The sequence below is a fragment of the Micromonospora sp. LOL_013 genome (genome assembly GCF_048060315.1).
In the GTDB taxonomy this organism is placed as follows: Bacteria; Actinomycetota; Actinomycetes; order Mycobacteriales; family Micromonosporaceae; genus Micromonospora_E.
In genome coordinates this window covers 87,305-102,309 of the sequence record NZ_JBHMIQ010000025.1, presented here as the reverse complement: position 1 = coordinate 102,309, position 15,005 = coordinate 87,305, and the positions used below count along the sequence as shown (strand labels likewise).

Annotated in this window: 10 protein-coding genes, 1 pseudogene and 1 riboswitch; of the genes and pseudogenes, 5 read left to right on the top strand and 6 right to left on the bottom strand. The window is 70.0% G+C overall.

Translation table 11 applies throughout. The features are described 5' to 3' along the window. Nucleotides 1-20 precede the first annotated feature (20 nt). Nucleotides 21-530: a transposase family protein gene (locus tag ACFHWS_RS18125; protein ID WP_416568615.1), complete on the bottom strand. Its 510-nt coding sequence runs from the start codon at nucleotides 528-530 to the stop codon at nucleotides 21-23. A gap of 637 nt (nucleotides 531-1,167) precedes the next feature. Here ACFHWS_RS18125 and ltrA point away from each other — a divergent pair. After that, on the top strand, nucleotides 1,168-2,604 hold the full coding sequence (gene ltrA, locus ACFHWS_RS18120) for a group II intron reverse transcriptase/maturase (protein WP_416568614.1): 1,437 nt from the start codon (nucleotides 1,168-1,170) through the stop codon (nucleotides 2,602-2,604). 260 nt (nucleotides 2,605-2,864) lie between these two features. Here ltrA and ACFHWS_RS18115 read toward each other — a convergent pair whose 3' ends face one another. Beyond that, a complete protein-coding gene (locus ACFHWS_RS18115) occupies nucleotides 2,865-4,547 on the bottom strand; it encodes a metallophosphoesterase family protein (protein ID WP_416553665.1) in 1,683 nt (560 codons plus the stop codon). A 45-nt stretch (nucleotides 4,548-4,592) separates the two neighbouring features. After that, nucleotides 4,593-5,780, bottom strand: coding sequence for a PQQ-dependent sugar dehydrogenase (locus ACFHWS_RS18110; protein ID WP_416553667.1), 1,188 nt, complete (start codon nucleotides 5,778-5,780; stop codon nucleotides 4,593-4,595). A 218-nt stretch (nucleotides 5,781-5,998) separates the two neighbouring features. On the opposite strand from ACFHWS_RS18110, the gene ACFHWS_RS18105 reads away from it, so the two are divergent. Both ACFHWS_RS18105 and ACFHWS_RS18100 read left to right on the top strand, forming a co-directional pair. Then, a complete protein-coding gene (locus ACFHWS_RS18105; protein ID WP_416553669.1) occupies nucleotides 5,999-6,298 on the top strand; it encodes a DUF1540 domain-containing protein in 300 nt (99 codons plus the stop codon). A 295-nt stretch (nucleotides 6,299-6,593) separates the two neighbouring features. Continuing rightward, nucleotides 6,594-7,520 carry a 2-hydroxyacid dehydrogenase gene (locus ACFHWS_RS18100; protein WP_416553671.1) on the top strand — a complete coding sequence of 309 codons (927 nt, stop codon included), beginning with the start codon at nucleotides 6,594-6,596 and terminating at the stop codon, nucleotides 7,518-7,520. A gap of 89 nt (nucleotides 7,521-7,609) precedes the next feature. On the opposite strand, the pseudogene ACFHWS_RS18095 reads toward ACFHWS_RS18100, so the two are convergent. Beyond that, a pseudogene (locus ACFHWS_RS18095) lies at nucleotides 7,610-7,969 on the bottom strand (PH domain-containing protein); the annotation flags it as partial. A 248-nt stretch (nucleotides 7,970-8,217) separates the two neighbouring features. Between ACFHWS_RS18095 and ACFHWS_RS18090 the strand changes: the two are divergent. Continuing rightward, a complete protein-coding gene (locus ACFHWS_RS18090) occupies nucleotides 8,218-10,884 on the top strand; it encodes a putative bifunctional diguanylate cyclase/phosphodiesterase (RefSeq protein WP_416568613.1) in 2,667 nt (888 codons plus the stop codon). Between the two features lie 46 nt (nucleotides 10,885-10,930). Here ACFHWS_RS18090 and glyA read toward each other — a convergent pair whose 3' ends face one another. Then, on the bottom strand, nucleotides 10,931-12,196 hold the full coding sequence (glyA, locus tag ACFHWS_RS18085) for a serine hydroxymethyltransferase (RefSeq protein WP_416553675.1): 1,266 nt from the start codon (nucleotides 12,194-12,196) through the stop codon (nucleotides 10,931-10,933). Between the two features lie 65 nt (nucleotides 12,197-12,261). Continuing rightward, nucleotides 12,262-12,347: riboswitch (ZMP/ZTP riboswitch) on the bottom strand. Nucleotides 12,348-12,449: 102 nt separating this feature from the next. Continuing rightward, a complete protein-coding gene (locus ACFHWS_RS18080) occupies nucleotides 12,450-13,472 on the bottom strand; it encodes a LacI family DNA-binding transcriptional regulator (RefSeq protein ID WP_416553677.1) in 1,023 nt (340 codons plus the stop codon). Nucleotides 13,473-13,715: 243 nt separating this feature from the next. Here ACFHWS_RS18080 and ACFHWS_RS18075 point away from each other — a divergent pair, with 243 nt between their 5' ends. Next, a complete protein-coding gene (locus ACFHWS_RS18075; RefSeq protein ID WP_416568612.1) occupies nucleotides 13,716-14,996 on the top strand; it encodes an extracellular solute-binding protein in 1,281 nt (426 codons plus the stop codon). Nucleotides 14,997-15,005 lie beyond the last annotated feature (9 nt).

The following is a 15,005-nucleotide window of genomic DNA, read 5'->3' as shown; positions in this document are numbered from 1 at the left end:
GGCGACCGTACCGCAGTTTTTCACGCCATAGCGGCGTGCTCGGCACAGGGTGACTCGTTCGACTTCGCCGCGATCTGGACCTGGGCGAGCACGATCCCGGTGCCGGTGTCGTACGCCGAGAGCAGGTGGACCTGCCGCCCGTCGGGTAGTCGGGCGCCCCGGGCGACCTTGCCGTCCACGGCGATCACCAGGCGCCACCGGCGCCCGCCGATCACGACCGGCCCCGCCCGGTCACGCAGCCAGCGGGCCAGAACCTGTGACAACACCTCGGCGTCGAGCCGGATCAACAGCCGCCACACCGTCGTGGCGGCGGGTACCCGTCCGGTGAACCCGAGCCGGGCCCACACGGGACGGTCCTGGAAACGCACCCAGTCGTGGACGGCGGCGAACGTGCACGCCCCGGCCAGTACCGCGCACACCGCCGCCGCAAGCACGCTGACCAGCGGGTATCTCCGGCCTCGTGGATCCCGTGGGTCGTTGATGGCCTCCAGGGCCACGAACAAGCTACGGCGGTCACGATCGGTCACCACGACTGGTGACGGCAGGTTGGGGGGTCGATGTGGCAACACGATCTCGGTCAGTGATGATGACATCAGCGGGTGCGGTCCTCTTCTGGGTCATGGTCTTCGCAAACTCATGATCACCAGCGGGCCGCACCCGTCCTACACGGACCCCGGAACTCGCCGAATCCCATCGAAAACCCCAGCTCAAGAGCCCCTCAACCGACTACGCAACAGCGTGTGCCACGAACGAGGAATGGTGATCGCAATGTAGGAGCGATTTCAGGAATCGATGCTGTGCAGGAGATGAAGGTTTGGCCCTTCGGAGTCGCCTTTCGGGAGGAGGCTTCAAACCACCACATGCTGCGTTGGCTGAAGACCGTCGTGGTGAGCGATGTGGAAAAGGCGCCGTGAGAGGTGTCAGGTGGGGACCAGGAAGATGAGTGAAACCGAACCGCTGTTGACGTGTCGTTACGTTTTAGGTGGCATCAGAACCGTGGTCCTTGCTGTTGGCTGCGGGATGAGTCTGGCGGGTGCCCGATGACTGGCCAGGCGGTGCTCGGCATGGAGGCGGCATGAGCCTGGTCTGCGGCTTCTGCATGGAACGTGGGAAGGCGTGTCTCGATACCGCCCCGGGTAGCCGGGCGAGAGGGAGTAGCCGAGCGGGATGTGCCCGCGAGGTGTGAGTACCGATGCGAGACGCGCTGGCGGACCGGCCCGTAGTAGTGACGAAGCCCTGGTAATCGGGGTGGAGCGAAGGGGTCGGGCCATCCGCAGTTGGTTCGTCTGGTCAACCAGAACGCAAAACGGTCTGGGAGGAACTATGGGGAGCGAGCTGACATTGTCAGAGAAACCGTTAGAGCTTTCAAAGTGGGAAGTCTGGGAAGCGTACGAAAGAGTCAAGGCGAACAAGGGAGCACCCGGAGTCGACGACGTGAGCCTGGGGGAGTTCGAGAAGGATCTGAAAGGAAATCTGTACAAGATCTGGAATCGGATGTCCTCGGGCAGTTACTTCCCGCCTCCGGTGAAAGCGGTGCGGATACCGAAACCGCAGGGTGGGGTCAGAACACTCGGTGTGCCCACTGTGGGTGACCGGGTGGCGCAGACCGTGGTGGCCCGCAGGATCGAGGAGAAGGTCGAACCGATCTTCCACCCCGACTCCTACGGCTACCGGCCGCGACGGTCGGCGCTGGACGCGGTAGCGGCATGCCGGCAACGGTGCTGGCGCTACGACTGGGTCGTCGATCTGGACGTCCAGGCGTTCTTCGACAGCGTCGACCACGACCTCATGATCAAAGCGGTGGAGGCGAACACCGACCTGCCGTGGGTACTGCTGTACGTCAAACGGTGGCTCATCGCCCCGATGCAGCAGCCCGACGGTAGCCTGCAACCCCGAGACCGGGGAACCCCGCAAGGGTCCGCGGTCTCACCCGTGCTGGCGAACCTGTTCCTGCACTACGCGTTCGACACCTGGATGGCCCGGACGTTCCCGTCCGTGCCGTTCGAACGCTACGCCGACGACGCGGTGGTGCACTGCGCCAGCGAACGCCAGGCGCACCTGGTGCGCCAGGCGATCGAGGACAGGATGGTCGAGGTCGGGCTGCGCCTGCACCCGGACAAGACCAGGATCGTGTACTGCAAGGACACCAACCGGCGAGGCGCCCATCCGGACACCTCGTTCACGTTCCTCGGGTACACGTTCCGTCCTCGCGGGGCCAAAGATCGTCGAGGGGACGTGTTCACCGCGTTCCTCCCGGCGGTCAGCAAGGACGCTCTCAAAAGACTCAGCCGTACCGTCCGGCGATGGCAGATCCACCGCCGGTTGGACCTCAGCTGGGCCGAACTCGCCGAGATGATCAACCCCGTCGTACGCGGGTGGATGAGCTACTACGGGCGGTTCTACCGCTCCGAGCTCAACCTCCTCCTGGCGCGCATCAACTCCTACCTGGTGCGTTGGATCCGCAAGAAGTACCGGCGGCTACGACCCCGACGCAAGGCCCGAGTCGTGTGGGAACGCATCATCGCGCAACACCCGCGCTACTTCGCGCACTGGGCCTGGGTCCGTAACCCTCTGATGATGGCCAGGGTGGTACGAGCGGAGTGACGGGAGACTGTCACGCTCCGTTCCGTGGGAGCCCGGAGGTGAGATCCCTCCGGGCGACCCGACCCTGCCCCTGCGACTGAGGGTCATCCACGTCCGCGCCGAGGCCGCCCACCCGAATATCGAATGGATTCATCTGCTGGGCACCCGACTGCACGGCAACCGGGACGGCCAGATGATGATGGTGATGGTCCGCGCGGCGGCGCTGCGCCGCCCCGGCGCGGTCATCCGGCCAGGGCCGGCTTCCGGGACCAAGGTGGAACTCAGGACGGGCTGGGTGCCGGGGTCGCGGACTGAGTGGTAGTCGGGGTCGCGGACGGATCGGCGGTAGGAGTCGGCGATGCCGACGGATCCGCTTCCGGTTCAGCGCCGGCGATGACGTGCCGTTCCAGGGTGACCTGGGCCTGGCCGGTACCGCCGACCCGGATGTCGTCGTGCGCCTGCAACTGGTGCTCGGCGTCGAAGTACAGCACCGTCAAGGCCAATGGCGTCGGCTCCTCGCCCTCCAGACCGCGCAGTCCGGCCCCGCCGGTCGAACCCTCCACCATCAGCCGGGTCGGCTGCTCACCGGGGATCTCGGCGAGCATCCGGACCTCCCGGTTGTGGGTGTGCCCGGCCAGCACCAGCGGCGTGGTGCCGGACAGCGGGCCGGCCGACACCGGGTCGTGCACCAGGGCGATATCTACCGGTTCGTCGGTGCCCAGGATCGTCGCGGCAAGCTGCTCGCCGACCCCGATCACCTGGTCGGTGGCCGGCTTGGACAGGCCGCCCTCGGCCGGGCTGGTCTGCTTGTCCGGGGTGAACCGGGGGTCGCCGATACCGGCGATGGCCAGCCCGGCGACCTCGGTGACCTCGTTGTCCAGCACGATCGCGTTCGGCTGGCTGGCGACCGCCTCCTGGGTGCGGATCGAGTCGTGGTTGCCGCGGATGAACACGTACGGCACCTCCAACAGCCCGATCGAGGCGACGTAGTTCGCCTCCGGCTCGCTGCCCCAGTCGGTGATGTCCCCGGTGTCGATCACCACGTCGATGTCGAACTGCTCGACCACGGTACGGATCACCGACCAGCCGGTCGGGTTGAGGTGCATGTCCGACACGTGCAGCACCCGGGTGGTGCCCTCGGCTGCCTGGTAGACGGGCAGCGTCGACACGGTGGTGTAGATCCGGCTGACATTGCTGACGATGTGCTGCAGCTGTTCGGCGTACTGGCTGTAGTTGGTGGCGATCCGCTGTACGTCACCGACCACCGCCGGGGCGTTGACCAGCAGACCCTCGTACCGTGGCTCCTCGATCGACTCCGGCCGGATGGTCGCCGCCGCGACGCCGATGCTGCCGCCGGTGATCAGCAGCGCCAGGGTGCCAGACCAGGCGACCCGGCGGGTGTCGCGGAAGACCAGCGCGGCGAGGATCAAGGTGGTGAGCACGGCGACCGCGATGGTACGGATACCGAGCCGCAGCACCCCCTCGGTGACGTCGCCGACCACGGTCTGACTGGCCCGGGTGATCGCGTTCGGGTCGTCGAGCAGGGCGAGGGTGCGGACCTGGTCGAGGGAGCCGAGCCGGATGGAGAGCTGGACCGGCCCTTCGTGGCTGTCGACGTGCAGCGCGCCGAGCGGCGGGATGGCCATGGTGGTGCCGCCGTCCACCGCCGGGGTCACCGCCATCTCGGCCCGGAACGGGCCGATGTCGACGTCGGCACGGGCCCCGAGCAGGACACCGATGACGACCCCGGCCAGACTGACCGCGACGACCGCGAGCGCCACGCCGATCCGTCGGGTGGCTCGTGACCGCGCGGCCCGCCCGAATCCGCGACCTGCGGTACGGCTGACCGAGCCGAGCCGTCGCCCGGCGTGTGCCAGCCACCGCCCGGGGCGACCCGGCTGCTGAGCCGGACGGCCCGGCTGCTGGCCGGGACGGCTCCGGTCGGCCGTTTGCTCGTCGCTCATGCTGAGATCATGCCTGTCTGATCGAAGGTGGGGAGGCTGGTGGGGTCAGCTGCGCCCGGCTCCGCCGTCGGCGAAGACCAGCCGCAGGATACGGTCGTCCTCCGGGGCCGGTTCGCCCCGGCCGTCCTGGTTCGAGGTGGTCAACCAGACCGAGCCGTCCGGTGCCCGCACGACGGTGCGTAGTCGACCGTACTCCTCGGTTAGCAGCGCGCGGGGCTGGCCGAACACCGTACCGGACTCGGTCAGCTCGACCAGCCACAGCCGCTCGCCGCGCAGACAGGCGGCGGCCAGGATCCGGTCCACCACGGCCGCCCCGGAGCAGGAGGACTCTCCGGTCGGCCAGACAATCAGCGGGTCGACGAATCGTCCGTCCCCGCCTTCGCCCTCGACCTGCGGCCAACCGTAATTCTCGCCCGGCTCGATCAGGTTGATTTCGTCCCAGGAGTTCTGGCCGAACTCGGTGGCGTACAGCCGGTCCTGAGCGTCCCAGGCGATGCCCTGCACGTTTCGGTGGCCCAACGACCAGATCAGCGAGTCGGGGAACGGGTTGTCGGGGGCCGGCTCGCCGTCCGGTGTCATCCGCAGAATCTTGCCGCCGAGGCTCTCCTGGTCCTGGGACAGGCCGGTGTCCGAGGCGTCGCCGGTGGTGGCGTACAGGTAGCCGTCGGGCCCGAAGGCGAGCCGGCCGCCGTTGTGGATGCCGGAGAGCGGGATGCCGGTGACGATCGGTTCCGGTTCGTCGCCCAGCGTCAGCCGGGCGATCCGGTTGTCCTCGGCGGTGGAGTAGTAGATGAACACCGTTTCGTCGGTGGCGTACTCGGGGGAGACGGCGATGCCGAGCAGCCCGCCCTCACCGCCGCCGTCGACCTGGTCGATGGTCTGCACCTCGGTGACGTCCAGCCCGTCCGGGCTCGAACCGGGCCCGACCTGCAGAATCTTGGCGCTGTCCCGCTCGGTGACCAGCGCGGCGCCGTCCGGCAGGAACGCCACCCCCCACGGCACCGCCAGCCTGCTGGCCAGCACGGTGACGGCTACCTGCTGATCGACGCCGCCGCCGGCCGGTGTCTCGGTCGGGGCGGGGAAAGTGGGGGGCGCGCCGGCCTGGTCCGGCTCCGGCTCGCCGAACGTGCAGCCGCCGGCGAGCAGCAGGGTGGTCAGGCTGGCGGCGGCGGTCGCCGTGATCGCGGCGGTCGGGCGACGCGACGAGCGGCGGTACGGCAGGCGAGCGTTCACCCGCACCAGACTAGTCCGCTGCCGGACATCCGCATCCGATGGCGTCCCCGGGTACTTAGGTGAGGGTATCCAATATGAAATCAAATGGTGTTAGGTAAGGGTTCCCAAAATTGCGGGAAGTGAATAAGCGCCATATATTCGATCGCAGTGGACTACTGTTTTCCCACAGTGGCGGTGACGCTGCCGCTGCCGGATGCTGCCAAGCTAGGAGGACCACCATGACCGCGATGATGGAGATGCCCCGGGTGCAGGAGTGCACCGTCGTGGAGTGCGCGTACAACCAGCACGAGGGCTGCCACGCCTTCGCTATCACGATCGGGACCGAGGCGGACAGCGCCAGCTGCACCACCTTCTTTGACATTTCGTCCAAAGGCGGCCTCGACGCGGTGATCGCCCAGGTTGGTGCCTGCAAGCGCGCCGACTGCCGGTTCAACGCCGAGTTGGAGTGCCGGGCACCGGCGATCCGGGTCGGGCCGAGCCGGGAGACGGCCGACTGCATGACCTACGAACCTGCCTGACCCGCTGCAGGTCCGGCCAGAACCGCAGCGGCACCGGTCGTGGGACGAGCCCGTGGCCGGGGTCGCTCCCGCGTCGGCGGCACCGGCTACGGGCGAATTCCCGGATAGTGGTTTCCGCGCAAGGGAAACGTCGTAGTCGACCCTGTGGCACCGGACTGTGACCGGTCCCGACGGCGATAGCCTGTTCAGAAGCAGGCAACGGGCGTCAGATGCAGAGTGATGTCGCGTGACCGGATGATCATGAGATGCCCGGCCTGAGCGGACCGGACCCGGATGGCCCGCTATCGTCGGACCGGTGAAAGTCTGGATCCCCCACCCGCACGGCCGACAACTGCTCGGCCGGCTGCCCGACGAGGTGACCGTCGAGGTCGCCGCCGACCTCACCCAGCTGCCGTCCGACCCCGCCGGCGTGCGGTTCTGGGTGCCGCCGTTCCTGGCCCGGCCCGGAGCGGCGGAGCTGGCCGGCAAGATGCCGGACCTTCAGGTGGTGCAGTTGCTGTCCGCCGGTGCCGACGCATGGGTGGGGCGGCTGCCGGAGCACCTGACGCTCTGCGACGCGCGCGGGGTGCACGACTCGTCGACGGCGGAGTGGATCGCCGCTGCGATCCTCACCCACGTCCGCGACTTCGCCGGCTTCATCCGGGCACAGACCCGTCGAGAATGGTCGTACGAGCAGTTCGCCCCGACCGACGAGCTGGCCGGCAAACGGGTCCTCATCGTCGGCGCCGGATCGATCGGTGCCGCGCTGCGTGCCCGGCTGTCCCCGTTCGAGGTGGAGTTCACGCTGGTGGCCCGGACCGCCCGGCCGGCCGTCCAGGTGCACGGCGTCGACGAGCTGCCCGCCCTGTTGCCGTACGCCGACATCGTGGTGTTGATCGTGCCGCTGACCGACCGGACCCGGGGGATGGTCGACGCGGCCGTGCTGGCCGCGATGCGCGACGGTGCGCTGCTGGTCAACGCCGCCCGCGGCCCGGTGGTCGACACTGCGGCGCTCACCGCGGAGCTGTCCACCGGCCGGATCTGCGCCGTACTCGACGTGACAGACCCGGAACCGCTGCCCGCAGACCATCCGCTATGGAGGTTGCCGAACGTGGTGATCAGTCCACACATCGCCGGGTCGGTACGCGGTCTGCTGCCTCGCGCGTACGCCCTGGCGGGTCGGCAGGTCACCCGGCTGGCTGCGGGCGAGCCGCTGGACAACGTGGTGGTGGACGGCTATTGAGTCGGCGGCGTAGCCGGTTCGTCGGTCGCGTCGGCCGTCGGAGTCGCCGGGTCGAGCGGAGTCGCCGGGTCGAGCGGAGTCGCCGGGTCGAGCGGTTGTCCGCTGGCGGCGATCAGCCGGGGCAGGTCGTCGGCCCGTACGGCGGGTAGCCGTACCCGCTCGCCGTCGGTGAGCAGCGCCACCGCCCGGCCCTGCGGGTCGGCCGCCAGCTCGGCTACCCGCGACCAGCCGATCCGGCGCTGGCCGATCAGCGCCCGCACCCGGAGCCCGGCCGGGTCGGCATCGGTTCCGGAGCGGACCGCCCAGATCGCGATCGCCAGCGGCAGCAGCAGGACCGGCAGCAGATACCAGCGGGCACTGGCCAGCGGCAGTGACCCGACGAACGCGATCACCGCCGCCAGCATGATCGCCTGGTGCGGCCGGAACCGGACAGTTACCCTGCGACTCATCCGACAATCCTGGCATCCGGCCGGTGGGTGTCGGCTGCCGGGTAGGTCGGGTGGCATCGGCGAGTGCGCCGCCCGACCCGGCCGCCCGACCAGGCCGGGGGCACCCGACGGTTCCGGTTGCGGAAACCCGCCGGAAATTTCCGGTGACCGCCCCGTAACCCGGCGCCGGACTGGTTCGTTGTGTCCGGCACAGTGGGCCGACCCGGCCCGGCTTTGCCCCGACCCCTTCCGTGGAGGCGACGGCCACCGTGCCTGAGGCGTTCCCCGAACCATCCCGTCCCCGTCCCCATCGGGCCCAACCCCCCGGCTGGACCCTGCCCGCACAGGCCGGCGCCGCCGCGCTGCTGCTGACCGCCGGCGCGGCCGGCCTGCTGACCGCCCCGGTCGCGGTGCTCGGCGCGGTGCTGTTCGGCGTCGGCATGCCCGGTCTGCGGCTGTCGCGGATGGCCGTCACCGCGCACGCCCGTACCGGCGATCTCCGGAACTGCCGCGGAGCCAATCTGCTCGCCGTGACCAGCATCGGCGGCGCCACTGCGGTCTGCGTCGCCGCCTTCAGCCCGCCGGCGGCCCGGACCGGCCTGGCGCTCAGCGGGCTCATCCTCGCGCTGGCCGGCCACCTCGCGGCGATTCTGCTGCTGCCGGGCGTCGCCGAGACCTGGCGGCTGCGGCTGCGGCGGGTGGTCGACGGGCTGAGCCTGGGGATCAGCCTGATCTTCGCCAGCTGGCTGCTCTCGCCGGTCGACACTGCGTCGTCGGCCGTACTCTTCGTCGAGCTGAGCGTGATCGGGGCTGGGTCGATCATCGTGGTCACCGCCCTGGGGATGCGGAGGCAACGCCCAGCGGTGCTCTACTGCGGTGGCGGCTCCATCGCGCTCCTCGTGGGGCTGGCCGCTCCAACTGTCTGCTTCGCGTACGGCACCGCCGGCTGGCTCTGGTGCCTGTCGACGGCCCCGGCGGTCGGCGGCATGCTGCTACTGGTCATCGGGGCGCAGCGGGCACAGCGGGCAGGCTCGCAGCCGGTCACCCCGGCGCGCGGCCGGCTCACCGCGTACCCACTGTTGACGGTGCCGGCGGTGGTGGCCGCGCTGGCCGCCGCGTACCACGTGGCGACCCAGGGATCGTTCGACCGTACGTCGGTCCTGCTCGGCCTTGCGGTGATCCCGACGCTGGTGGTCCGGGAGATGATGGCCGCGGCCGACGTGCGGTCCTACGCCCGGCGGCTGAGCATCCAGGAGGCGCATTTCCGCTCGTTGGTCTCCGGCGGCAACGATCTCACCCTGACCCTTGGCGACGACCTGCGGGTGCGGTGGCAGTCACCGGCCGCCGCGCGACTGTTCGGGCTGGCCGACGCACAGGTGCTCGGCCGACCGTTCATCGAGCTGATGCATCCGGAGGACGTCCCTGAGGTGATCGCGGTGCTGGCCGGCGTGGTGACTGGCCGGCTGGTGCCGACCACTCGGACCCCGTTGGTCACCGCCCGGCTGCGGGACGGCCACGGTCGGTGGCGGGACACCGAGTCCACCGTGTCTGACCAGCGGACGGTGCCCGAGGTCGGAGCGCTCGTGGTGCATGTGCGCGACGTGGGGGAGCGGGCGCACCTGGAGCGGCGGCTGTACAAGCTCGGCTTCACCGACCAGCTGACCGGGTTGGCGAACCGCCGGGAGCTGATGCGCCAGATCGCCAACCAGCGGGACCTGCCCGGTCACCCCGGTGCGTTGCTGATCATCGACCTCTACGGGCTGGTCGGCGTCAACGAGCAGTACGGGCGGGAGGTCAGCGACGCGGTGCTGGTCGAGGTGGGGCGGCGGCTGCGGGACACGGTGGAGCCGGACGACGTGGTCGCCCGGCTCAGCGGCGACGAGTTCGCGGTTGTCACCGTCGCCGGCCCGATGCTGGCGTACGGTACCGGGGCGCGGCTGGTCGCGGCGTTGCGCGAGCCGTGCCAGCTGCCCGGCGCGGTGGTTGCGCTGCAGACCAGCATCGGCATGGCCGAGGTGGCCGGCGGTGCCGGGGCGGACGATGTGCTGCGCCGGGCGGACCTGGCCCGCCGCCGGGCCCGCCAGCTCGGTCGCAACCGGGTCGAGTGGTACGACTCCTACCTGGAGGAACAGCTGGTCCGGCGGCTGGACCTGGAGCGGGAGCTGCCGGGCGCGGCCGAGCGGGGCGAGTTGGACGTGGTGTACCAGCCGGTGGTGGACCTGGTCGACGGCAAACCGGTGGGGGTCGAGGCGCTGCTGCGCTGGCGCAGCCCGGTGCTCGGCACGGTGCTGCCGGCCGAGTTGCTCGCCGTGGCCCGGGAGCTGTCGCTGCTGGGCCACATCGGCCGGTGGGCGCGGACCACCGCCTGCCGGCAGTTGGCGTCCTGGTCACGGGAGGGACACGGGCTGTGGCTGTCGGTCAACGTCGCCCCGGCCGAGTTGACCGCGACCACCTTCGTGGCCGACCTGATGGCCATGCTGTCCGCACAGGGTATCGGGCCGGATCGGCTCGTCGTCGAGGTCGCCGAGTCGCTGGTCGCCGAGGAGCTGGCGGCTGCCGAGAATCCGCAGATCCTCGCGCAGTTGGCGAACCTGCGGGCGTACGGGGTGCGGATCGCGTTGGACGACTTCGGCGCCGGACAGGCGTCGATCGCCCAGCTGCGGCGGCTGCCGCTGGACGTTGTCAAGATCGACCGTACACTGGTCGCCGACGCCGGTGCCGGCCTGGACAGTGTCCACCCGATGCTGGAAGCGGTGGCTGGGCTGGGCCGGCGGTTCGGGCTGGAGATCGTCGCCGAAGGGCTGGAGACGGACGGTCAGGTGAGCCAGGCGCAGGCCGCCGGCTGCCGGTTCGGTCAGGGGTACGCGCTGGCCCGCCCCGCACCTGCGGAGCGGACCGAGGCGTACATCGCCGACTTCCCCACCCCGTCGCACTGACCCGATCGGCGGCGACAAGGCGCGGGCGGGCGGAGCTCAGCGCAGGTCAGGCGGCGTAGCCGGGCATCGGGTAGCCGGCCAGCAGGTCGGCTACCTCCCCGGCGATCCGGTCGAGGGCGGCACCGTCGTCCTTGACCGCCGCGGTCACCGCGTCGTCCAGCCAGGCGGCGACCTGCGGCATCTGCGCCTCGGTCAGGCCGCGGGTGGTCAGCGCGGCGGTGCCCAGCCGGATGCCGGACGGGTCGAACGGCTTGCGCGGGTCGTACGGCACCGTGTTGTAGTTCAGCTCGATCCCGGCCCGGTCCAGCGCCTGTGCGGCCGGCTTGCCACCGACGCCCTTGCCGGTCAGGTCGGCCAGGATCAAGTGGTTGTCGGTGCCGCCGGAGATCAGCTCGAAGCCGCGGTCGACCAGCGCGGCGGCGAGCGTCTTCGCGTTGGCGACCACCTGGTGGGCGTACCGGCGGAAGTCGTCGGTGTCGGCCTCGCGCAACGCGACGGCGATGCCGGCGGTGGTGTGGTTGTGCGGGCCGCCCTGCAGGCCGGGGAAGACCGCTTTGTCGATCGCGGCGGCGTGCTGCCCGGTGGTCAGGATCATCGCGCCGCGCGGGCCGCGCAGCGTCTTGTGGGTGGTCGTGGTGACCACGTCGGCGTGGCCGACCGGTGAGGGGTGTGCGCCGCCGGCGACCAGACCGGCGATGTGCGCGATGTCGGCGACGAGCACCGCGCCGATCTCCCGGGCGATCTCGGCGAAGGCGGGGAAGTCGATGGTCCGCGGCACCGCCGTACCGCCGCAGAAGATCACCTTCGGCCGTTCGCGGCGGGCCAGGTCACGTACCTCGTCGAAGTCGATCCGGCCGGTGTCGCGGGAGACGTTGTAGCGGACCGAGTTGAACCACTTGCCGGTGGCCGACACCGACCAGCCGTGGGTGAGGTGCCCGCCCATCGGCAGCGACATTCCCAGCACGGTGTCGCCGGGGGAGAGGAAGGCGAGGTAGACGGCGAGGTTGGCGGGGGAGCCCGAGTACGGCTGGACGTTGGCGTGGGCCGCCCCGAAGAGCGTCTTGGCCCGCTCGACGGCGAGCGTCTCGATCGGGTCGACGAACTGCTGGCCTTCGTAGTAGCGGCGGCCCGGGTAGCCCTCGGAGTACTTGTTGGTCAGCACCGTGCCGCTGGCCTCTAGCACGGCGGTGGAGACGTAGTTCTCCGAGGCGATCATCCGCAGCTTGTCGTGCTGGCGGCGGGCCTCACCCTCGACGAGGGCGGCGAGCTCCGGATCGGTGGCGGTCAGTTGCGGGATCTGCGGTACGTGCACGACGTGTCCTCCTGGGTCGGGCGGCCCCGTCGGCCCGGAGCGACCCGGGCATGACGGTGCCGTCGACGGTGCACCCAGGCGCGCGGCGCACGTCGGTGGTCGCTCCCCGGTGGTCGGTTCCACCTTCGCTGCGCCAGTCGCGTGACCGGTCCGAGCATAACCCGCGGTGGTCGGCGGGTCGGGCAGACCCTGACGGTACGTGGCGAGATCTGCTGGTCTTTGCGCCGTTCAACGCATCAGAAACTCAACCGGTTCACTGATCCGTGCGTGGTGGCGCGGTGCTGCCGCGCGGGGTCAGGTGCGGCGTCTCGTCCTGGTACGCCTGCGTCGGCTCACCGGCGATCGTCGCCAGCAGCTGCCGCGCGGCGTGCGCACCGTACGCCGGGATGTCGCGGCCCAGCGCGGTCAACGGCGGATGCACCAGCCGGCACAGCGGCGAGTCATCCCAGGCAACGATCGACAGGTCGCCCGGCACGGCCAGCCCCATCTCCTGGGCCACCGCCAGGCCGGCGATCGCCATCACGTCGTTGTCGTAGATCACCGCGGTGGGGCGGGCCGCGGTGCTGATCAGCCGTCGGGTGGCCCGCGCACCCTCCTCGCCGGTGTAGTCGGACGCCACCGTGACGCACTGGTCCAGGCCGAGCCGGCGGCAGACGTCGGTGAACGCGTCCGCGCGGATCTCGGTGTGCAGCAGGCCGGGCAGGCCACCGATCCGGGCGATCCGGCGGTGACCCATCGCGACCAGGTACTCGACCGTCTCGACCAGGGCCGATGCGTCGTCGGACCAGATGTTCGGCAGTGAGCCGGTGTGCCCGGGGCCGCCGATCACCACCGCCGGCAGTTGCAGCGTCTCCAGCGCCGGCACCCGGTCGTCGCCGACCCGCAGGTCGCAGAGGAACACGCCGTCCACCCGGCGCTCACCCCACCAGCGCCGGTAGACCGCGATCTCGGCCTCGGTGTCGGCCACCACCTGCAGGGTCAGCGCGTACGACCGGGCGGACAGCTCGGCCTCGACACCGCTGATCAGCTCCATGAAGAACGGCTCGATGCCGAGGATCCGGGCCGGGCGGCTCAGCGCCAGGCCGACGGCGTTGGCGGTGGCCCCGGACAGGGCGCGGGCAGCGCTGTTGGGGTTGAACCCGATCTCGGCGGCGATGGCGAGGATGCGCTGCCGGGTCGCCTCGGACACCCCGGGCTGGCCGTTGAGCGCGTACGAGACCGCGCCCTTCGAGACGCCTGCTCGGCGGGCGATGTCGGCGATGGTCGGCCGTTTCACCAGCGCGCTCCTTCGGGTTCGTTTCGGCTGGCCTTGCCCGGTTAAGTCTGCTGCCCGAAACGATATCCGGCGTCGGCCGGGTTCGGCGGCCACCCCGCCCGAGGACACCGAGGCTACGGGTTGGCGGCGGCGGCAACCAACCATTGACATACATCGAAGTCACTCGTACCGTGACCTGACTTACCCGGTTCAGTCGACGCTCTTCGATGCTTGCAGCGTCTCCAATTGTGCTCGGAGGATGGGATGAAGCGGCGTTGGAACTCGTGGACGCGTACGGCGGCGGTCGGTGCTGCCGGCGCGTTGCTGATCGCCGGCTGCAGCGGCGAACCCGGCGGCGGCAGCGACGACGGCGGCACCACCCTGACCATCGCGTACTGGGGCGACTTCGGCCTCGACGACCTCAAGGCCGCGTACGAGGCGCAGAACCCGGACGTGCGGATCAACCTCAACTCCGGTGAGTACAACGCCCAGCACGAGGACCTGCAGAAGAAGCTGATCGCCGGGTCCGGTGCCGCCGACATCGCCGCCATCGACGAGGGCTTCGTCGTCCAGTTCCGCGAGCAGGCCGACAAGTTCGTCAACCTACTGGACAAGGGCGCCGGCCAGTACGAGGAACGCTACCTCGACTGGAAGTGGCAGCAGACCCTGTCCGCCGACCGGGCCACCCAGATCGGCCTCGGCACCGACGTCGGCGGGCTGGCCATGTGCTACCGCACCGACCTGTTCGACGCGGCCGGGCTGCCGACCGACCGGGACGAGGTCTCCGCACTGTGGCCCGACTGGGAGTCGTTTGTCGCCACCGGCGAGGAGTACGTCGCGGCCAGCGGCAAGAAGTTCGTCGACTCGGCCACCAACATCTTCAACCCGGTGCTCGGCCAGCAGTCGGTCGGCCTCTTCGACACCAGGGACAAGCTGGCCATGGAAGGTGGTCCGAAGGTTGCCTTCGACACCGCCGCCACCGTCGTCGGTGCCGGACTGTCGGCCAACCTCGCCGCCTTCTCCCCGGAGTGGAACAACGGCTTCGTCAACGGCGACTTCGCCGTGCTGGCCTGCCCGGCGTGGATGATGGGCCACATCCAGAACACCGCCCCGGACACTGCCGGCAAGTGGGACGTGGCGGCCATCCCCGGTGGCGGCGGCAACTGGGGCGGCTCGTTCCTGACCATCCCCGCGCAAAGTGAGCACGTCGACGAGGCGTACAAGTTCCTGGAGTGGCTGATCCAGCCCGAGCAGCAGATCGAGATCTTCAAGAAGGTCGGCAACCTGCCGTCACAGCCGGCGCTCTACGAAGACCCGGCGATCGTCGAATTCTCCAACCCGTTCTTCAACGACGCGCCGGTCGGCCAGATCTTCTCCGCCACCGCCGCCAACCTCACCCCGCAGTACCTCGGCCGTAAGAACGGCCCCGTCCGGGTCGCGGTGGAGAACGTCCTCAACCGGCTGCAGAGCGGTGACCTGGAAGGCAAGCCCGACGAGGCGTGGACGGAAGCCATCGCGGAAGCCGAGAAGGCGGCGAACGCGTAACCGCTCGCA

Coding starts and splice junctions, on each gene's coding strand:
- ACFHWS_RS18105 (WP_416553669.1), top strand. CDS start 5,999: ATGACCGCGATGATGGAGATGCCCCGGGTGCAGGAGTGCACCGTCGTG.
- ACFHWS_RS18075 (WP_416568612.1), top strand. CDS start 13,716: ATGAAGCGGCGTTGGAACTCGTGGACGCGTACGGCGGCGGTCGGTGCT.
- ACFHWS_RS18115 (WP_416553665.1), bottom strand. CDS start 4,547: ATGAGCGACGAGCAAACGGCCGACCGGAGCCGTCCCGGCCAGCAGCCG.
- ltrA (WP_416568614.1), top strand. CDS start 1,168: ATGTGCCCGCGAGGTGTGAGTACCGATGCGAGACGCGCTGGCGGACCG.